The sequence below is a fragment of the Pseudoselenomonas ruminantium genome (assembly GCF_900113715.1).
GTDB classification, from domain to species: domain Bacteria; phylum Bacillota; class Negativicutes; order Selenomonadales; family Selenomonadaceae; genus Selenomonas_A; species Selenomonas_A caprae.
On sequence record NZ_FOQK01000038.1, the window covers coordinates 1 to 19,550 of the forward strand.

Annotated in this window: 17 protein-coding genes; 6 read left to right on the forward strand and 11 right to left on the reverse strand. The window is 52.9% G+C overall.

Features of this window, described 5'->3' with window-relative positions; translation table 11 throughout:
* Positions 1-187: 187 nt before the first annotated feature.
* From sucD to BM181_RS14270, 4 genes are read right to left on the reverse strand one after another with little or no spacing between them, the layout of a single operon-like run.
* Positions 188-1,093 (reverse strand): succinate--CoA ligase subunit alpha, encoded by a 906-nt coding sequence (gene sucD, locus BM181_RS14255; RefSeq protein ID WP_075445786.1) that lies wholly within the window; start codon positions 1,091-1,093, stop codon positions 188-190.
* A gap of 3 nt (positions 1,094-1,096) precedes the next feature.
* A complete protein-coding gene (gene sucC, locus BM181_RS14260; protein ID WP_075445787.1) occupies positions 1,097-2,287 on the reverse strand; it encodes an ADP-forming succinate--CoA ligase subunit beta in 1,191 nt (396 codons plus the stop codon).
* A 22-nt stretch (positions 2,288-2,309) separates the two neighbouring features.
* Positions 2,310-3,392, reverse strand: a complete 1,083-nt coding sequence (locus BM181_RS14265; protein ID WP_075445788.1) for an iron-containing alcohol dehydrogenase family protein — start codon at positions 3,390-3,392, stop codon at positions 2,310-2,312.
* A gap of 12 nt (positions 3,393-3,404) precedes the next feature.
* The gene (locus BM181_RS14270) at positions 3,405-4,532 is read right to left on the reverse strand and encodes an aldose epimerase family protein (RefSeq protein ID WP_075445789.1); all 1,128 of its coding nucleotides are present in this window, start codon (positions 4,530-4,532) and stop codon (positions 3,405-3,407) included.
* Positions 4,533-4,741: 209 nt separating this feature from the next.
* Here BM181_RS14270 and BM181_RS14275 point away from each other — a divergent pair, with 209 nt between their 5' ends.
* The gene (locus BM181_RS14275; protein ID WP_075445790.1) at positions 4,742-5,008 is read left to right on the forward strand and encodes a hypothetical protein; all 267 of its coding nucleotides are present in this window, start codon (positions 4,742-4,744) and stop codon (positions 5,006-5,008) included.
* Positions 5,009-5,086: 78 nt separating this feature from the next.
* On the opposite strand, the gene BM181_RS14280 is transcribed toward BM181_RS14275, so the two are convergent.
* The 3 genes from BM181_RS14280 to BM181_RS14290 all read right to left on the reverse strand — a co-directional run bounded on the left by BM181_RS14280 (position 5,087) and on the right by BM181_RS14290 (position 8,891).
* The gene (locus BM181_RS14280) at positions 5,087-5,755 is read right to left on the reverse strand and encodes an HAD family hydrolase (protein ID WP_256211392.1); all 669 of its coding nucleotides are present in this window, start codon (positions 5,753-5,755) and stop codon (positions 5,087-5,089) included.
* The gene (locus tag BM181_RS14285) at positions 5,752-7,470 is read right to left on the reverse strand and encodes a putative bifunctional diguanylate cyclase/phosphodiesterase (protein ID WP_075445791.1); all 1,719 of its coding nucleotides are present in this window, start codon (positions 7,468-7,470) and stop codon (positions 5,752-5,754) included. Before BM181_RS14285 ends, BM181_RS14280 begins: the two co-directional genes overlap by 4 nt.
* Positions 7,471-7,610: 140 nt before the next feature.
* The gene (locus tag BM181_RS14290; RefSeq protein WP_143092220.1) at positions 7,611-8,891 is read right to left on the reverse strand and encodes an NCS2 family permease; all 1,281 of its coding nucleotides are present in this window, start codon (positions 8,889-8,891) and stop codon (positions 7,611-7,613) included.
* 214 nt (positions 8,892-9,105) lie between these two features.
* Here BM181_RS14290 and BM181_RS14295 point away from each other — a divergent pair, with 214 nt between their 5' ends.
* Positions 9,106-9,735 (forward strand): Crp/Fnr family transcriptional regulator, encoded by a 630-nt coding sequence (locus BM181_RS14295; protein ID WP_256211394.1) that lies wholly within the window; start codon positions 9,106-9,108, stop codon positions 9,733-9,735.
* Between the two features lie 20 nt (positions 9,736-9,755).
* On the forward strand, positions 9,756-10,235 hold the full coding sequence (locus BM181_RS14300) for a hypothetical protein (RefSeq protein WP_075445794.1): 480 nt from the start codon (positions 9,756-9,758) through the stop codon (positions 10,233-10,235).
* A 29-nt stretch (positions 10,236-10,264) separates the two neighbouring features.
* Here BM181_RS14300 and alr read toward each other — a convergent pair whose 3' ends face one another.
* Entirely contained in the window at positions 10,265-11,374 is a 1,110-nt protein-coding gene (gene alr / locus BM181_RS14305) for an alanine racemase (RefSeq protein WP_075445795.1), read from the reverse strand.
* An 83-nt stretch (positions 11,375-11,457) separates the two neighbouring features.
* On the opposite strand from alr, the gene BM181_RS14310 reads away from it, so the two are divergent.
* Positions 11,458-11,859 carry a NusG domain II-containing protein gene (locus BM181_RS14310; RefSeq protein WP_256211393.1) on the forward strand — a complete coding sequence of 134 codons (402 nt, stop codon included), beginning with the start codon at positions 11,458-11,460 and terminating at the stop codon, positions 11,857-11,859.
* Positions 11,860-11,869: 10 nt separating this feature from the next.
* Positions 11,870-12,391 carry a Gx transporter family protein gene (locus BM181_RS14315; RefSeq protein ID WP_075445796.1) on the forward strand — a complete coding sequence of 174 codons (522 nt, stop codon included), beginning with the start codon at positions 11,870-11,872 and terminating at the stop codon, positions 12,389-12,391.
* Between the two features lie 12 nt (positions 12,392-12,403).
* Here BM181_RS14315 and BM181_RS14320 read toward each other — a convergent pair whose 3' ends face one another.
* The 3 genes from BM181_RS14320 to BM181_RS14330 all read right to left on the reverse strand — a co-directional run bounded on the left by BM181_RS14320 (position 12,404) and on the right by BM181_RS14330 (position 18,587).
* Entirely contained in the window at positions 12,404-13,780 is a 1,377-nt protein-coding gene (locus BM181_RS14320; protein ID WP_075445797.1) for a sodium-dependent transporter, read from the reverse strand.
* Positions 13,781-13,930: 150 nt separating this feature from the next.
* The gene (locus tag BM181_RS14325) at positions 13,931-18,043 is read right to left on the reverse strand and encodes a hypothetical protein (protein ID WP_143092221.1); all 4,113 of its coding nucleotides are present in this window, start codon (positions 18,041-18,043) and stop codon (positions 13,931-13,933) included.
* A gap of 91 nt (positions 18,044-18,134) precedes the next feature.
* Positions 18,135-18,587 (reverse strand): low molecular weight protein-tyrosine-phosphatase, encoded by a 453-nt coding sequence (locus tag BM181_RS14330; RefSeq protein WP_075445799.1) that lies wholly within the window; start codon positions 18,585-18,587, stop codon positions 18,135-18,137.
* A gap of 286 nt (positions 18,588-18,873) precedes the next feature.
* Here BM181_RS14330 and BM181_RS14335 point away from each other — a divergent pair.
* On the forward strand, positions 18,874-19,550 hold a 677-nt coding region (locus BM181_RS14335), incomplete at its 3' end, for a serine hydrolase domain-containing protein (RefSeq protein ID WP_143092222.1).

A 19,550-nucleotide genomic window follows, 5' to 3' on the forward strand; every position in this document is an offset into this window, starting at 1 on the left:
AGCGCGTTTGGGAACTTTTTCAATGCTTAGTTAAAGGCAAAAAATATTTTTAGCAAAGCATCTAAGTGAAGCGTTGGTACTCCCCTGCCCGGCGGCGCGGCTTTTCTCGAATAAAAACACGGTAATTTACAAACTGCAATTGAAAAACCTCGATGCAAATTGCACCGAGGCTCTCCCTATCCTTTATTCAGCAAGTATGGCATTCGTCGTAGATGCCTGCTTTTTTGAGCGTTTCTACCACCGTTGCGCCGATGTGCGCCACAGTGTCAGCCACCTCTATGCCTACGGCATTGAGTGCCTTGATTTTATCTGCTGCCGTGCCCTTGCCGCCGCTGATGATGGCCCCAGCATGCCCCATGCGTTTGCCCGGAGGCGCCTGGCGCCCCGAGATGAAGGCTGCGACCGGCTTGTCCGGCATATTAGCAGCAATCCACTTGGCCGCATCTTCCTCGGCCGTGCCACCGATCTCACCGATCATCAGCACAGCTTTCGTCTCGGGATCGTCCTTGAACAGCTGCAACGCATCGATGAAGTCAGTACCTTTTACAGGGTCACCACCGATGCCGATGGCCGTGGTCTGGCCGATGCCAGCGGCTGTGAGCTGGAACGAGGCCTCATAAGTCAGCGTGCCCGAGCGGGAGATGACGCCGACATGGCCTTTCTTGTAGATGTATCCCGGAATGATGCCGAGCTTGGCCTCGCCAGCCGTGAGGATGCCCGGGCAGTTCGGCCCGATCAAGCGGGTCTTCTTGCCCTCCATATAGCGGCGGACCTTGACCATATCGAGCACTGGGATATGCTCTGTGATGCAGACGACGAGGTCGAGCTCAGCATCAACAGCCTCCATGATGGAGTCAGCTGCAAAGCGTGCCGGCACATAGACGACCGAAGCCGTAGCCCCCGTTGCTGCCACCGCATCCTTGACCGTGTTGAAGACTGGCACGCCTTCTACCAGCTGGCCAGCCTTGCCTGGCGTAACGCCAGCGACGATCTGCGTGCCATAATCGAGCATCTGCCGCGTATGGAACGTCGCAGCTTTGCCCGTGATGCCCTGAACGATGACTTTTGTATCTTTACCTACTAAAACACCCATGATTCACGCCTCCGCCTCTTTGACCAGTCTCACGATTTCCTCGGCACCGCCCTCCATGGTCGGCGCCATGATGACATTCGCTATTGGCGTATCCTGCAGGATTTCACGGCCACGCTCGACGTTCGTGCCCTCCAAGCGGACGACGACCGGCACAGGCAGGCTCTTGCCATCCGGCGAGATGATCTTGGCCGCCTCGACAATGCCTTCTGCCACGAGATCGCACTTATTGATGCCGCCAAAGATGTTGACGAAGATTCCCTTGGCCTGACCACCATCGAGCATGATCTTGAAGGCCTCAGCAATCTTCTCGGGCGTGCTGTCGCCGCCAACATCCAGGAAGTTAGCCGGCTCGCCACCATAGTACTTGATGATATCGACGGTGGCCATCGCCAGGCCGGCACCATTGACCATGCAGGCCACATCGCCGCCCAGGTTTACGTAGTTGAGCGCAGCCGCTGCAGCCCGGCGCTCCTTCGGATCTTCCTCGGTCTCATCCCGCAGCTCCTCGATATCGGGATGGCGGAACAAGGCACTGTCATCGAAGTTCAGCTTGGCATCCAGCGCCACGACATCATCCGCCTGCGTGACGACCAGCGGATTGATCTCGGCCAGGCTGCAATCCTTGCCGACAAAAGCATTGTACAGGCAGCCCATAAGTTTTGTAACCTTACGGATAGCTGGCTGCGGGAAGTGCAGCGCATAAGCCATGCGCGTCGCCTGGAAAGGCGCGAGGCCTACGGCCGGATCGATGTACTCCTTGAAGATCTTGTCGGGCATCTCCGCCGCGACCTTCTCGATCTCCATGCCGCCCTCTTCCGAGCCCATCATGACGACGCGTGCCGTCTGGCGGTCGATGACAAAAGAAAGATAGTATTCCTTCTTGATTGCCGAGCCTTCCTCAATCAACAGGCGGTTTACCTTCTTGCCCTCCGGACCGGTCTGCTTGGTCACCAGTGTCTTGCCGAGGATCTCCTTGGCATACTGCTCCACTTCAGCCATATTCCTGGCCAGCTTGACGCCGCCGGCCTTACCACGGCCACCCGCATGAATCTGCGCTTTGACAACAACGATCTCCGAACCAAGCTTCTTTGCATTCTCGACTGCCTCTTCCACACTAAACGCTGGTAACCCATTCGGTACATTCACACCATATGCTTTCAGGATTGCCTTGCTTTGATACTCATGGATATTCATAATCACGCCTCCCCGCTACGCATTACCTTTTATTATACTGTTCCAGTTCATTAGCCGCCCGATGCAGCATGTCCTGCGTGATCCTGTACGGCAGGATCTTCACATCCTGCTTCTTCTCAGTCGCCTGGAACACGCGATGGATATCCTCCTCACTGGCGCAGATATCCCGACGGCTCGTTGGCAGACCGATTTTCCGGCAGAATTCGTAGAACCGTGCAAACTCCTGCTGCTGGCCATCGCATAAAAGCAGCAACAGGATGCCATAGGCCGCCAGCCCGCTGTGCTTCTGGCAGCCCGCCTCGCCCGCCGTGATATTCGTCAGTTCGGTGAACAGGGCATGAGCGATATGGCCGTTGTACTCCGGCGCAGCTAGATTCGACACGAGCCCGCTCGTCATGACAATGGCGAGCACGACCTCCTCGAAAGCCTTCGTCGCCGCATGTGCCTTGTTGTCGGCTACGGCCTGCTCCCCATAGGCATACAGCGGTTCCAAGCACATCTGCGACAGAGCAAGCCCCATTCCATCACTATGGCAGAGCGTCTTGCCGCGCGAGGCAATCTGCGCCTCGTAGAATTTCGCCATCGTATCGCTGATGCCGCGCAGCAGGAATTCGACAGGTGCCTGCGCCAGCATCCGCGTGCAGAGGAATACATGCACCGGCGGCTCATCGGAATACGCATACTCGCAGAACGTGCCATCCGCATGATAGATGGTGGCGATGCTGGCCGCTGCGGCACAGCTCCCCGCCACCGTCGGGAAGGTGAAGAACGGCTTGTGCTGCAAATGTGCGACCTGCTTAGCTGTATCGATGGCCTTGCCGCCGCCGACAGCAAAAATCATATCGGCGTCTTCAACGGCCTGGTCGCGGCGGAGCTTTTCGATGTTTTCATAAGAAGTCTCCCCGCCAGCGAGCAGGAAACCCGTAAACTCGAGCCCGACCCCATCGACAGCTGCCGCCATTTTCGCCTGCGCTGCCTCGATGCCCCGGCGGCCACCGATGACAACCACACTCTTGCCATAGCGCGGACAGATCTCGCGGATCTTTTCATACGCCTCGACCCCGATCGTATAATCGGGAAAGGTCATGGTATATCTGCCTTGCATCGCAACGCCTCCTCAGTCTTTCGGGCTCAGGACATAAACGGTCTGGGCCTTCCAGGTTTCACCCTTTTTGAGGATAGGCTGCGGGAAATCAGGATTTGCCAAGGCATTCGGGAAATACTGCGTTTCCAAGCAGAAGCCCGTACGATGCTGGAACTCGACACCATCTTTACCCTTGATGCCGCCACAGAGGAAATTGCCTGTGTAGAACTGGATGCCCGGCTGCGTCGTATAGCAGGTCAGCGTGAGCCCTGTCTTCTCCGACTCCGCATAGGCTGCCTTCTTCAAGCCCCCCTTGATGTAGTCGATGGGGCAATGCGGATCGAAGCCGAACATGCCTGGCTTCATCTCGACCATAGCCGGTTCATCGCGCAGCACCCAGTTATGGTCATAGCCCTTGCCCATCTGCAGTTCGTCAAAGTCATCGTCGATATGCTCGCCGATGCGCACTGGCTTGCGCAGATCCATCGGTGTCCCGGCCACATCCAGGATACGGCCATCAGGCAGCGACTCTGCATCGGCCCAAGTGTATTGGTCCGCAAAGATCTGGATTTTCTGATCGAGCACCGGGCCGGCTGCAAAGCCATCCAGGTTGAAGTACGTGTGATTGGTCAGGTTACAGATTGTGTCCTGGTCACAGGTCGCTTCATAGCTGATAGACAACTCATTGTCATTCGACAACGAATAGATAACGTTTACAGTCATATTTCCCGGATAGCCGCCTTCGCCGTCCTTGGCCTGATAGGTGAACTTCACGCCCTCGTAGATTTCCTCAGCCGTCCACAGCTGATCGTGGAAGCCCTGAAAGCCGCCATGGATATGGTTCTGCATCTGCGAGCCCGTATTGCGGTCCAGCTGATACTCCTTGCCGCTGATCGTAACCTTGCCACCGGCGATGCGATTGGCATGACGGCCCACGACGCCGCCCATGCTCGTATCGTCCTTTTCATAAGCCGCGGCATCCGCATAGCCCAGCACCACATCGATGAACTTCGCCTGCGGCCCCATCACGCGCCAGCTCACCAGCCGTGCGCCATAAGTCGTGATCTTGGCCTCGGTGCCTTTCGTATTGCGCAGCGTATAGAGTTCCACTGCCCGTCCATCACTGAGTTTGCCGAATGCTTCTTTTCTGATAATAGCCATGACATATCCCTCCAGGACTCCTATTGTGAATTGCCAACGATTTCAAACAATTCTATACATCTCTCACTTTACTCTATTCATTATTGTTTGTCAACCAAATTGCCACGTCATTTATCGCGTCATTTATCAAGCGGGAAAATTTGTGCTATAATAGCTACATATCCGAAAACTTTAAGTGAGTATCTGGAAGTTTCAAGGGGGATTATTTTATGAAAGAGAAAAAAGCCTATATCTTCTTCAACTGCGATGAAGAAAAAAGCCGGACATCCATGAATGTGTTCTACAATCAGGAAATCTACCGCGATCTCAAGGGAGCGCGCAAGGCACTGCTCAGCAAAGTAGAAGCAGAGCAGGCTGCCGGCCGTATCCATATCGCTGACATGGATGCAGTCCAGCAGGCCATCCTCACCGGCGAGCCGACCGACGCCTCGGCTTTCATCCAGTACGGCGCCATTGAAAGCTTCACGATCATCTAAAAAATCATCCCAGCAATCATTCTCGCTTATCTTAAAAATACATGTAACACAAAAGGCCTTCCTGACGGAAGGCCCTTTTCATATCTTTTCTATATCGATTTCACGGATATCATCGACGATGCGGTCTGCAAGCGATAAGTCCTGCGCTCCCGAATGCGGATTGCGGAAGGCAATGCAGTACATGCCAGCAGCTTTGGCTGCCTTGATGCCGTTCGTCGTATCCTCAAGCACATAGCAGCGCGCAGGCTCGACCCCGAGCCGCTCCGCAGAGATGCGATAGATGGCAGGATCCGGCTTGCTCTTCGGCAGTTCACCACCTGAGAGGACCGTCTGGAAATACTGCCGTATACCGAACTGATCGAGCACTGTCTCCATAACCACCTGCCAGGACGACGTCGCCAGCGCCAGTGGAATCCCTGCCGCATGAAGCCCGCGGATAAGCTCCACAGTCCCCTTGACCGGCTCGATTGTGCCGCTTTGCAGCACCTCCAGATAATGCTGATGCTTATACGCAGCCATCTCTGCCGGCGTAATATCTGTGCGGCCCGACTTGGCAATTACCTCACCAAACATAACGTCACTTGTACGGCCCATATAATGGATGAGATCCGCCTCCTGGAATTCCAGCCCAAAATGCTGGAATGTGTCCATCTTGACACGCGAATGGATTGGCTCGCTATCGATGATGACGCCATCCATATCAAAGATAAAAGCTCCTGCCTTAGTCTGCAAAAAAATCTCCTTCAATCATCCATCTCCAAACCATCCTGCTTGCGGATCAGGAATTCAGCAAACTCCTTCTCCGACAGCGGCCGTGAGAAATAATACCCCTGCATATCCTCGCAGCCAATGCTGGCCAGATATGCCAATTGATCCTTCGTCTCGACGCCTTCGACGACAATTCCCATCGCCAGCTTCTTCACCATCGCGACGATGGATTCCATGATCGTCCCCGCACGCGCGGACTGCCCGACCTCACGGACAAAGGACCGGTCAAGCTTGATGCCATCGACAGGCAAATCCTTGAGCATGTTGAGCGACGAATACCCGCTGCCAAAATCATCGAGCAGCACTATGAACCCATGTTCCCGCAATTCACGGACACAACGAGCCATCTGATGCGGATTATCTGTATAGGCACTCTCATCGATTTCCAGCCGCAGCATCTCTGGTTCCAACGCATAGGTACGCAGCAAACCAAGCAGAAAATCCAGCATATCCGTAGCATAAAAATGCAAACGTGAAACATTGACTGACACAGGTATGACCGTCCCTGTACGCTGCTTCTGCGCTTGAAGGAAGCGGCAGACTTCCGTCCAGACAAAGCGGTCTAAACGCGAAATAAAGCCATTGCGCTCAAACACGGAAATAAACCGGTCTGGTGGAATCATGCCCTGAGCCGGATGCTGCCAACGCACCAGAGCTTCCGCTGCGACAATGCGATCCGCCTTCAGGTTGCAGACCGGCTGCAGATAGACGCAGAACTGCCGCTCCAGCAGGGCAAACTCCATGTCGCGGACAATCATCTGCTCCTCAAACATGCGCTCCCGCATGCTCTTGTCATAGTACGAATACCGCGTCAGATAGCTTCCCTTGACATTGTTCAGGGCCATGTTCGCGCGATCACACATCTGATCCACCGGCAAGAAGGCGTTGTCTACCGGATAGATGCCTGCATAGAAAGCGATATTGTGGCTGATGCCGAGCGACTGGATCGTGCTGTCGAGCCCCTCCATGATGCTGTCCATATCGGCCTGGGACGCCGGCAGGCAAAGGGCGAAGTGATCGGACTCGATACGGCCGCAGGTTCCCGTCTCACCAGCCAATACCTGGAAATAGATTGCCGCTGTCTTGAGCACGAGATTGCCCGTATCCAGGTGGAACATATCGTTGATCACCTTGAAACAGCTGATGTCGAAGAACAGGATGTTATAGGCAGTATCCTGATTCTTCTGCAAGAGAGACGCAGTCTTGCGATAGAACGTCTCCCGGTTGTCGATGCCCGTCAGCGCATCCTTCTCGATGAACCGGTGCATCTCTACCAGCTGCTCGTTCTGCGCCACCTGCGCGACCTTGCGCCATTCGTTCTCCTGCCGTGCCATGACATTCTTGATGCGGCAGCGCACGATGGTCGGATTATAGGGCTTGGCAATGAAATCAGCCGCCCCCATCTCCATGGCGCGCTCCTCGCTGGAGCCGTCATTGCGCGCCGTCACGACAATGACAGGAATCTGTGCATAGAGATCGTTGCGCTTCATAGCAGCCAGCACTTCAAAACCATCCATAACCGGCATGACCAGATCAAGGAGGACAATGCTCACAGATTGAGCGGCCAGAACCTCCATGGCGTCCTGCCCGTTGGCAGCCTCCACGATCGTATATTCCTCTTGGAAAAACTGGGACAGCACGACCCGGTTTATTTCCACATCATCTACAATCAGCATCACAGGTTTTGCATCCACATTATCGCCTTCTTTGCTCATAAACTCTAAGTATATAGCTATCATCATTATACTACACTTTTTTATACGACAAAAGACTTCGGCTGATTTTGTAGGGATATCAACCGAAGCCTTTTTGTCAAAAGCTTTATGTAAATTCTTTAGAACCCTGCCTGGAAAACAAGGTTCAAGAGGAAAAGAAAGCCCAGCATGTACCCCAGCACATGAACCTCACGGGCACGGCCATTCATTACCTTTAACAAAGGATAAGCGGCAAAGCCAAAAGCCAGGCCCGTGGAGATGCTGTTCGACCAAGGAATCAGCACGATGACGAGGAAGGCAGGAAACCATTCCGAAAAATCATCAAAATCCACATTCTGAAGCTGCTGCATCATCATAGCACCCGTGATGATAATGACTGGTGCGATGGCAGCCTGAGGTACAAACGATAAAAGGGGGATAAAAAACAGGGACAAGGAAAAAAGTACCGCAGCCGTCAGTGCCATAAGACCTGTGCGGCCACCGCTCGCGATGCCGGCTGCGCTTTCAGCGGCCGCCACCGTCGGGCTTGTCCCCAACAAACTCGAGAACATGGTCGTAAAGGCCGAGCCCTCGAAAGTTTTCTTGAACTTGCGCTGGTTGGGAAGGATTCCCTCCAGCAGGCCCATGGTCTCAAAAATCATGATCATGGACATGGAAAATACCGATAACAAGAACGGTATGCTCAGCATCTGCGAGAAATCCGCCTGCAATAAGAGCTCCGGATACCGTGACAGATGTGCCAAATTGAGATCAAGCGGCACCTCGTCATGGATGCCGAAGAAATACCCTACCAAACTCGTCACGATGATGGCGATGAAGAAACTGCCCATGACACCGCGCAGATAAAGCGCCAGGCTCAATAGCAAACCGAAGATCGCCAGGAGCGCCACGGGATTCGTCAGGCTGCCGAGCTCGATGATTGAGCTCGTGCCCCGCTGGATGAGCTGTGCCTTCACCAGGCCGATCTCCACGAGATACAGGCCGATGCCTGCCGTGATCGCTGACTTCAGCGACGCCGGTACAGCCTGGCTCAGGCGCAGGCACCATTTCGTACAGGCCACAAACGCAAAAATCAGTCCCGATACCAGCGATATCGCAATGGCTTCGTGCCAGTGCAACCCCATGGTGACGCAGACGGTATAGGTGAAGAACGCGTTGATTCCCATGCCCGGCGTCAATACGATCGGGGCATTGGCCACAAATGCCATGAGCAGGCAGCCAATGACCGACGAAAAGATCGTGGCAAACACCGACAGCTCAGCAGGAATACCTGCATCGGCAAGAATCAACGGATTGACGATGATGATATAAGAGATGGCAAAGAATGCCGTGACTCCTGCAATCAACTCACGTTGCCAGATGCTCCGCTTCCGCAGCGCCCCGCCAAACAAATCCCGCATGGCGCGTTCTCCTCCCTTCGTATTCATTCTCTCTGCTTATTAGTCTACACATCTTTGCGCCAATATAAAAGGACAGGTGTCTCAATACAGAATAAATCCGAACAAAACTCTCCCAAACCGCATTTCCCTCTTCGCGAAAAATATTATATAATAGAAACTGATTCATTATGACAGAAAGGACTACGCTATGAAGCTTGAATACCTGATTGAGCACATGCCCGAAGACATCAAGAGACAGACCACCCACAAGGTCTTCCTGCCCGGCGAATCCCTGATGCGCAAAGGTGAACGTGCCACCCACGTCTACCTGCTGACACGCGGCAGCACACGCGTATCCAACGAATTCGCCAGCGGCCAGCGCTATACGTTCGCCTCGCTCGACACGCCAGATCTCATTGGCGATCTCGAGGTCCTGTCGGGGCAAGGCGCCTATGCGGCCTCGAACGAAGCCGTCACGACCTGCGAGGTCATCGCCATGAGTGCTGAAACCTTCCTGCAATGGATGCGCATGGACAGCGAATTCGCGCTGACCGTCGCGCAGATGCTTGCTGCCAAGATGTATCCGACCTCGAACGAAGCAGGCCGCGTCAAGTTCCTGCCGAGCCTTGAGCGCCTGCATAGCTATCTCATCAAGCGCCTCGGCACCATCGAGGCCGATACCTTCATCCTGCATACGAGCCGCCAGCAGATCGCCGACGACATCGGTACGAGCGTCAAGACCGTCAACCGCGGTGTCGCCAAGCTCAAAGAAGCGGGGCTCATCGGCCTGCTCCACGGCAAGATCTCCATCAACAAAGAACAACAGAAGGCGCTGCACAAAACCTTCCACGATCTCATCGACTAAAGAAAGGACTATCCATTCACATGATTGTTGCCATCAAGCGATTCTTGTTTTTCGGCGGCATCATCCTGATGCTGGCTGGCGTATTCGGTCTATCCTTCATCTGGAGCATTGACCATCGCACAGCTGAGAGCCTGTCCGCCTACTGCCGCATCGATTTCCAGAGCTCCCACACCGAAGCAGGCGAGCTCGAAGGAGCGGTGCTTACGCTTTGGGACTGGCGTTATGACGGTGCCGAGCTCAAGCCAGAGGCCATCCTATACACCGATGGCGACGCCTGGGAGATGAAAGCCGCCGTCAAGCAATCACCGCCCGGCACCGATGCCGACCACCCCTATCAGAATGAAAACAAGCTCTTCGTCGAGCTGCCACGCGCCAGCCTGCCTGCTATCCGCAAGGCCAGCGAGATCCGCTTCCGCTTTTACTACGACAACGGACAGACCATCGACCTGCCGCTGAATGCGCCCGACCTCGAATACTGGCGCCGGCAAGTTGCGCAATAAAAAAACTTCCCCGGCTTGGGGAAGTTTTTTTACTCTGTATATACACGCGGCACCCTGGGCGAGATAAGGCAGGGAACCTCGTAGTTTATCGTGCCGAGCCAGCCCGCTGCCTCATCGATGGACAGCGTCGGGCTGCCAAACAGCGTGGCGACATCACCGATAGCGACATCAGGGATATCCGTCACATCGACCATGACCTGATCCATGCAGATGCGGCCGGCAATCGGCGCACGCTGGCCATGAATCTCGACCGCGCCCTTTGCTCCATAGGCACGGATATAGCCGTCGGCATAGCCGATAGGCAGCGTCGCAATGCGGCAGTCACGCTCAGCTATGAACGCGCGCCCATAACCGATGCTCTCCCCCTTACGTAGGGTCTTGAGCCAGACAACGCGCGCCTGCAGCTCCATGAGCGGCCGCAGGTCGATAGGATGCGTGACCTCCGCCGAAGGCCAGAGGCCGTACTGGATGACGCCAGCGCGCACCATATCAAAATGCGCCTCTGGAATCTCAAGGATAGCTGCCGACTCCGCGATATGCTTGATTGCTAAAGGTATGCCCCGACCCTCGACCGCTGCAATCGCCTGCCGGAACTTCACGAGCTGCTGCTGCGTATAACTCTTGTCCTTGCAGTCCGCCATCGAAAAATGCGAGAACATGCCCTCGATCTCTATGCCCGGCAGAGCTGCGATATCAGCTGCCAGCGCACCGATTTCCTCAGGACGCACACCAATGCGCCCCATGCCCGTATCGACCTTCAGATGCACCTTGGCCCTGCGCCCCTGCCGCACCGCCTCGCGCGACAAGGCGTGTGCCAGCTCCCGGTCACAGACAGCCTGCGTGATGCCATAGTCGACAATATCCTTTGCATCCTCAGGCATCACGAGTCCCAGCAGCAGGATCGGCGTCGTAAAGCCCGCTTCCCGCAGCTCGATACCCTCCGAAAGCGTCGCCACAGCCAAATACGAGGCACCAGCCGCCACAGCGGTCCGCGCCACAGCCACCGCACCATGGCCATAGGCATCGGCCTTGACCACAGCGCAGAGTTTCACTCCCGGCTGCAGTTGTTTCTTGATTTCGCTATAATTATGCGCCAACGCACCCAGATCGATCCGGGCCCAGGCTGGACGATTCGGCATATCTACTCGCGCTCCTTTTGCTCCTGCCCTAACGGCTCTTATACGGTTATTAAGTATAGCAAACTCCCTAAGGAAAGTCTATAATGGTGACTATGATGAAAATGCTGAAAAGAGCGGATATCCTGCTCATAATTATCTTACTGGCACTGTCCCTGCTTCCCTTGCTATCCCTGCCTGACAGCAAGGCCGATGCCGTCCATGCCGATATCACGATTGACGGCCAACTCTGGCGGCGTGTGCCGCTAAGCGCCCACCATGGGCATGAAACCATCACGGCCAGAACGCCTGACGGCCACTACAACACCATCGAGATTGACGATGATACCATCGCCGTCCAGGACGCAGACTGCCCAGACCGCATCTGCATCCAGCAGGGCAAAGCCCAAAAGCCCGGCGACATCATCGTCTGCCTGCCGCACAAACTCCTCATCGAAGTCAAGGGTACCTCCCCTGACGGCACCACCGCTGTCCTTCCCGCCAGATAAAGGAACCACCATGAACCACACACACAGACTCGTATATATCGCCCTGCTGACCGCCCTCTCCCTTGCGCTCTACCTGCTCGAAGGGCTCATTCCCATGCCCTTCCTGGCACCGGGGGCCAAGCTGGGTCTCGCCAACCTCATCACGGTGCTCGCCCTCTACACCCTGCCCCGCTGGCAGGATGCCGCCGCCATCCTGATGCTGCGCATCCTGCTCGCCTCGCTGTTTGGCGGGGGGCCCACCGTCATGCTATACAGCCTCATCGGCGGACTGCAGAGCCTCGTCATCATGGTCATCCTGCAGCATACAGGCCTCTTTTCCCCGCTGGGCGTCAGCAGTGCCGGCGGCTTTGTCCATAACCTTGGCCAGCTGCTCACCGCCACATTGCTCAGCGCCCATGCAGGCCTGCTCGCCTACCTGCCCATCCTGGGCCCCTGCGGACTTGCCACAGGCTTTCTGATTGGCTATACCGTCCAGCAGATACTTCCGAAAATACAAAATTGGCCATCGCTGACGATGGCCAAAGAAAAATAATATTTGATTGTCTTACTTGCTGAAGAACAGCGCATAATACCCGTTGACAAAGATGACGAGTACGATGAGCGGCAGGATATACGTGACGTAGAAGCGCACGCAGGTCGGGAAGGCCATGCCCTTGCCGGTATTAGCCTCCTGGATGAAGTTATCCCAGCCCCAGCCGTAGCGGCTCGTGCAGAAAGCAAGATAGACCAGCGAACCGAGCGGCAGCAGATTGTTGCTGACAAAGAAATCCTCCAGATCGAGCACACCCGAGCCTGGCCCCAGCGGCTGGAAGCCGCTCCAGACGTTGAAGCCGAGCACGCACGGCAGCGACAACAGGACGATGACCGGAACTCCCCAGCGAATGATTGTCCGGCGATCCTTATGCAGGAGCTCGAAGAAGCAGACGATGAGGTTCTCGAATACCGCAATGACCGTCGACATCGAAGCGAACGTCATGAACAGGAAGAACATCGTGCCCCAGAGACGGCCCAGCGGCATCGCATTGAAGACATTCGGCAGCGATATGAACAAGAGATTCGGGCCGCTGGCCGGATCGACGCCATAAGCAAAACAAGCGGGAAAAATGATAAGCCCCGCCATGATGGCAACGAATGTATCAAGCAGTACGACCCAGACTGCCTCGCCCGTCAAGCGCTTTGTCTTGCCGATGTAGCTGCCGAAGATGGCCAGCGCACCAATACCGATAGATAAGGTAAAAAATGCCTGTCCCATCGCCGCGAAGATGACTTCCTTGAGCCCGAATTCCGCCAGCCGTCCAAAGTCCGGATAGAGATAGTAGCGCAGGCCTTCCTCGCCACCCGGCAGCAGGACACTGTGGATGGCCAGCACGACCATCAGCACGAGCAGGCAGCTCATCATCGACTTCGTGATGCGCTCGACACCGGCCTGCACACCGAGATAGCAGACACCACCGCAAAGCACGACGATAGCGACCATATAGCCCGCCATTGTCATCGGGTCCTGCAATAGCGCTCCAAACACGCTACCAACACCTGCCGCATCAAGACCTGAGAGCCCCCCGGACGCCATCTTATACAGATAGTACAGCATCCAGCCCGATACCGTCGTATAGAACATCATCAGCAGCAGGTTGCCTGCGATAGCCCCATACTTATAGAGATGCCACTTCGTCCCTTTCGGCTCCAAAGCATCGAACGACATCGCCGCGCTGCGGATGCTCGCACGGCCCACGGCAAACTCTGCGACCATGATAGGCAGGCCAAGGATAGCCAAAAACACCAGGTAGATCAGCACAAAAGCCGCGCCGCCGTACTCACCCGTGATATACGGGAAACGCCAGACGTTCCCTAGTCCGATTGCACACCCCGCCGACACCAGGATAAAGCCCAGACGGGTCGAAAAACTTCCTCTTGATTCCAATAAAACACCTTCTCTGCAAAGTTTACATTGATACAACTCTGTCAATAATCACTTATCCATATTACCGCATCAGCTTATTTTTGTCCAGCAGGGTTCCACATAGGCAAAAAAAGTCTCCCAACCATAACCGGCAGGGAGACTTGCACTAGATTATTTCAGCTTAAGCATCTTTTTCTGCTGCTGCCCGGCAGTTGTTGCCAACGTAAGTGCCTGCGAGGCAAAAGCAGCCTTCGTAACCAGTGGCTGCAAGCCCGAAGACTTATCGCCGATAGACTGCATCTGTCTCATATAGGCTACATCTTTCTTGCTCGTGATGTACTTGTTGGACGAAGCTACCAACTTATATGCTGGAGCCATCCGCTTGCCTTTGGCATCAAAAATCATCAAGGCCTTACCATAACCGTTCTTGACCGTAATCGATCCTTTGCCAACGTTCAATACCACATCGCTGCCCGAGCGCTTCCACGAGTCAACTTTACCAGACGTAATCTGGATAATGTCCTTCTTCTGGTCATAGCCATAGATGACATCCCTGCCATCGCCACTGGCATAGATAAATGTATCTGTCCCAATGCCGCCATAAAGAGTGTCGTTGCCAGCACCACCAGTAATAAGGCTGCCACCTTTACCTGCATAAATGACATTGTTAGCGCTTGTCCCCTTTACCTTGAGGAATTTTGCCGTGCCACGGCCATCAAAATTCCGCAGGCTCAGGTTGTACTCATTAAGATAGAAATCGCCGCCAAAACCACCTGTTGCATAGAGTGTCGTAAAGTTATTATTTTTATAGACAAGGTTCTTATTGCTAGGCGCACAAGGAGCCATAAGCACCTTCCCCGTAGCGCCAATGCGATAGCGAACCGTCTTATTCGGCATACCCTTTAGCGTTATGCGCGTCTTGCCTGCAGTTATCAGCAGATCCTTACCTCCATTCAGATAATCATAGCCCGTATTGCTGGCACTGGCAAGCTGCAAGATATCCTGCGAAGCCTTATATCCGTTTATCGTATTCGAACCATCATTCGCCCCAAAGACAAAGATATCCTTGCCGGCACCACCGTATAGCGTGTCATTGCCTGCACCGCCAATCAGCGTACTGCCGCCCTTACCTGCATAGATGACATTATTAGCGCTTGTCCCTTTTACCTTGAGAAATTTTGCTGTGCCACGGCCATCAAAGTTCCGCAGGCTCAGGTTGTACTCATTGAGATAGAAATCGCCCCCAAAGCCACTGGTCGCATAGAGCGTCGCAAAGTTATTATTTTTGTAGACAAGATTCTTGTTGCTAGGCGCACAAGGAGACGTAAGCACCTTACCCGTAGCGCCAATGCGATAGCGAACCGTCTTATTCGGCATATTCTTGAGCGTTATACGCGTCTTGCCTGTAGTGATCAGCAGGTCCCTGCCGCCATTCAAATAGTCATAGCCAAGATTGCTGGCACTTGCAAACTGCAAGATATCCTGCGAAGCCTTATATCCGTTTATCGTATTCGAACCATCATTCGCCCCAAAGACAAAGATATCCTTGCCGGCACCACCGTATAGCGTGTCATTGCCTGCACCGCCAATCAGCGTACTGCCGCCCTTACCTGCATAGATGACATTATTCCCGCTGGTGCCAGTAACTTTTATGGCCTTAGCCGCCGCCCGGGCGTCAAGATTCTTCAAGCTCAAGTTATAGTCGTTGAGATTGACACTGCCGGTGAACTTGCTGGTTGCGTAAAGCGTCGCATAATTCTTGTTCTTGTACACCAGATTCTTGTTGCTTGGCATACCATTGGCAGTCTGGACAGCCCCCGATGCCCCAATACGGAAGCGAATCGTTGTCGAAGGCAGATTTTTCAAGGTGATACGTGTCTTGCCTGTAACGAGCAGCATATCCTTGCCACCATTGAGGAAATCCCAACGGATGTTCTTGTTGGCAAACTGCAAAATATCCTGCGCATACTTATAACCATTGATTGTATCCGTTCCATCATTTGTACCGAATACAAAGATATCTTTACCAGCGCCACCATAGAGCGTATCATTACCGGCACCACCACTTACGATTCCACCTGCCTTGCTGGCTTTGATGACATTATTCTTCGCATTGCCATACAGGTTTACCGTCTGCGTATCCTGTGATGCATCAATCGTCACAACGGTTCCGGCATAACTATTTGCCGCCAGCGTCCCCTTATATGGAGCCTTGACCGTCAAGGCCGTCTTAGCTGCATTATAGCTGAGCCCCTTAGCCAGTGATGGCGTAAATGTCTTTACAGCCTTTTTGCCCTTAGAATCTACCAATGTCACAGCCTTGCCCTTTGCACCTTTGATGATCATCTTTCCTTTGTCCATCGTAAGGACGACATCATTTCCCGCTACGGTACCAGCTTTGAATGCGCCCGCCCTATACCGGATTTCATCCTGCCCGCTGGTATAACCATTGACAGTAACTGTGTGCTGCAGATTATAACTCTTGCCATAACTGCCATAAACAAACGTATCCTTGCCGGCATTACCATAATAAACGTCCGTATCGCCATTGCCTTGCAACCAAGCACCGCCCCGGCCTGCCCGCAGGACATCCTGTCCATAATTAGCGCCTAACAGCGTAGCATATCTGCTCCCGCCGATAAATGAATTACGACCAGCTGTTATCGATTCATTTGATCCATCCACTACATCAATATTTCGAAATACTGAAGTATTGCCAAGATTTATGTTTGCCGCTTCATTAACCAACAGCTTATCCTTCTTCACTGCACTGCCAATATAGTGCATACGATTTGCATACCGCTGATACGTGAAGGCATTTTCTTTATTGGCGTCACCAAACCGATACTCATCAAAATTCAACTGGCGTCCTGCCAATATTGTTTTATTGGCCACGTTTTTCAAGATAACCTTAGTCTTGCCACTCTGAAAGAACGCACCGCTGCTATCCAGCCCAAAGGAGGAAACCCCTTGATCGAACAACAGCTGGTCATTTCCACTCATGCCATATACGGTATTGATTCCATCATCATTACCAAAATGCATATAGACCGTCCGCCCATTGCTTAGCGAAATCGTATCATTGCCGCCCCTCGTCCGGATACTGCCGCCTTGTTTCCCAACACGCACCGTTTCCGCAGCAGCAGAGCCATCCAGCGATAAGAATTTACCATAGCTCGTTGCATCGAAAACCTTCGGCGCATATTTGTTCAAGAATATGCTCTGTTCTTCATAGCTATTGGTCAGCTTAAGCACAGACAAATCAGCATTATAGGACAATCCCTTCGGCAAGGAGATCCCCACATTGGCCGCCGGCTTTTGAGTCGCCGCCTGATGCGCCAGATAACGCAACAACAAATAACCACCCGAATAGTCTGCCTCTCCCCCTGTATGCTTCCCATCAAAAAGCTGCTGCAACCATGAAGCATTTTGCTGCAACACTACATTTATAGAATATTGACGCTCATCATCAATGCCAGGAACAAGTTCTGCCATACCCTCTAACAAGAAATCCGGCAATGTACCAAAATGCCCGATATTCGCTGCCATCACAGCATGTGTGAGCTCATGTGCCAAAACACGATCAAGATAAAAGGTCTCTTTGCCTTTTACCTTGCCATTCGGATTATTCAAATCCAATTGACTATAATGCTTCATATTGATTACTAACGTCAATTGCTTCGTTTTACCGGAATTCCCATCCTCGTGGGACCTTACCGCCGCTAAGGTTGACGAATTCTGATTCACAAAGCATACATCCATGGAATTTACAGTAGCCCCTGCTGTCTTAAAGCTAAGCCCCAGAGACTGCTCTACAAGATCCAGCGCCCCTTTCACCCACCATGAATTAAGACGCTTGATGATTTCCTGCTGCATCGTCGTAAGTTTAGACCTCTCCGGCCAGATAACCTTCAGTCCATTGATTACTGTCGTCGCACCTGTTGGGTATTTCAACGAAGCCGTATTTCCAGCCTCTGGTACAATAGAATCTGCCGTCTTAACCTTTCCCGAGCCAGCATCCGCACCTGTGATTGCACCTGTATCCTTATTATCCAAGATGATTCCGCAATACCGGCGCAGGAACATTTGCGCAGCCATATCGTCCATATACTGGATTCCCGCTGACTTGATATCACGAACAAAACTGTTTACCAGCTGCTTCAGATTCGAAAATTTCCCTGCCGAAGCATACGCCACGGCTTCATCCACTGCCGGTATTCCCTTCTTTGCCGTCACATCCAGTTTTTTCATGAACTGCTTAATAACATCCTGTTGTGTACTCACTATCTCTTCATCCCTTTACATCATACATGAACCATTATGATTTCTGCCTCCATTTTATCTCAATCAATCCATAAAGTCTATGAAAAAAGTCCTATTCCCGTAATTGTTTCAACAATCCATGACAACCACTCACAACATCCTTATAAGTCACCTCGAAATTCCCCGTGTACCACGGATCGGCTACCTCACGTTCCTCTCCTGCAAATTCAAGCAACAGATGACACTTGCCCTGCGGATCACCATTTGTAAGTCTTGCTAAATCACGCATATTCTCATCATCCATCGCGATGATCAAGTCATATTCCTCATAATCTGTGTACCGTATCTGCCGAGCCTGTCGCGACGTAAATGGCACACCATGCGCGCGCAGCACCCGTTTTGTCCCCGGATGCGTATCGCTGCCGATCTCGTCGGTACGGCAGGCCTTCGACTCCACGAGGATCTCCTCCGTAAGCCCAGCCTTTGCCACCATATCCTTCATCACAAACTCAGCCATCGTCGACCGGCAGATATTGCCATGACAGACGAAAAGAACTTTTTTCATATCCTAACACTCCTCATCACATCAAATTTCATCACTCACGTTATTCCCTCCCCACTATATTACAAAACACGTCGAAACATCAAATCGGCCAATTTTCTGACTGTTTCAATAGCTATTAAAGCAAGTGTTTTGGCAAACTGGAAAAATATTCATGATTGCATAGTAAAGACTTCATTAGCTGACCGCGCATGTTTTATTGACTTTTCAGAAAAGAGAATCTATTATAAAAGAAATATGACAAGGTACAAGACCATTTGCATGAAATTCGTAAAAGGAGTTGAACGGTATGAAGAAACGAATCCCCGCAATTGTTCTGGCGATATTCTGCCTGCTCATGAACACCTGCCTGGCTATGAGTAAGGAAAGCAAGGCCGATTTGGACAACGAGCTTGCCCAAATGGTCGGGGATACCGGAACGAAGGTTCCAGGGCTAGGGGTAATCGCCTTTAAGGATGGCAAAGAAGTTTACAGCAGCTTTCAAGGTTCAGCTATTATCGACAGCCAAAATCCCCAAAAGAATCGGCCCTTTACCCGCGAAAGCCGTTTTCGCGCAGCTTCCGTCTCCAAGATGTTTACCGTGTTCACGATTATGCAGCTGGCCGAACAGGGAAAACTTAACCTGGACGACGATGTGAGCAAATATTTGGGATTCACGCTCAGGAATCCCAATTACCCGAATACGCCCATTACTGTGAGAATGTTGGCTTCTCACCAATCCTCCCTGCGTGATGGCAAGATTTACAGCATTCCGCCGCAGCTGGGGCTGCAGGAATTCTTCCGCAAAGATGGCAAGTTCTACGAAGATGGTGCGCACTTTGCCCCTGCTGGCCAGGAACCGGGCAAATTCTTTGCTTACAGTAATCTGAATTATGGCCTTTTAGGAACCATCATCGAAAAAGTTACAGGCGAACGCTTTGACCAGTATCAAAAGAGCCATATCTTAAAACAGCTGGATATAAAAGC

Excerpts from the sequence above, each read along its gene's own strand:
- BM181_RS14265 (WP_075445788.1), bottom strand. The coding sequence starts at position 3,392 with ATGCAAGGCAGATATACCATGACCTTTCCCGATTATACGATCGGGGTC.
- BM181_RS14295 (WP_256211394.1), top strand. The coding sequence starts at position 9,106 with ATGCCCGAAGACATCAAGAGACAGACCACCCACAAGGTCTTCCTGCCC.
- BM181_RS14290 (WP_143092220.1), bottom strand. The coding sequence starts at position 8,891 with ATGCGGGATTTGTTTGGCGGGGCGCTGCGGAAGCGGAGCATCTGGCAA.
- sucD (WP_075445786.1), bottom strand. The coding sequence starts at position 1,093 with ATGGGTGTTTTAGTAGGTAAAGATACAAAAGTCATCGTTCAGGGCATC.
- BM181_RS14310 (WP_256211393.1), top strand. The coding sequence starts at position 11,458 with ATGGTGACTATGATGAAAATGCTGAAAAGAGCGGATATCCTGCTCATA.
- BM181_RS14315 (WP_075445796.1), top strand. The coding sequence starts at position 11,870 with ATGAACCACACACACAGACTCGTATATATCGCCCTGCTGACCGCCCTC.
- alr (WP_075445795.1), bottom strand. The coding sequence starts at position 11,374 with ATGCCGAATCGTCCAGCCTGGGCCCGGATCGATCTGGGTGCGTTGGCG.
- BM181_RS14330 (WP_075445799.1), bottom strand. The coding sequence starts at position 18,587 with ATGAAAAAAGTTCTTTTCGTCTGTCATGGCAATATCTGCCGGTCGACG.
- sucC (WP_075445787.1), bottom strand. The coding sequence starts at position 2,287 with ATGAATATCCATGAGTATCAAAGCAAGGCAATCCTGAAAGCATATGGT.
- BM181_RS14275 (WP_075445790.1), top strand. The coding sequence starts at position 4,742 with ATGAAAGAGAAAAAAGCCTATATCTTCTTCAACTGCGATGAAGAAAAA.
- BM181_RS14270 (WP_075445789.1), bottom strand. The coding sequence starts at position 4,532 with ATGGCTATTATCAGAAAAGAAGCATTCGGCAAACTCAGTGATGGACGG.
- BM181_RS14300 (WP_075445794.1), top strand. The coding sequence starts at position 9,756 with ATGATTGTTGCCATCAAGCGATTCTTGTTTTTCGGCGGCATCATCCTG.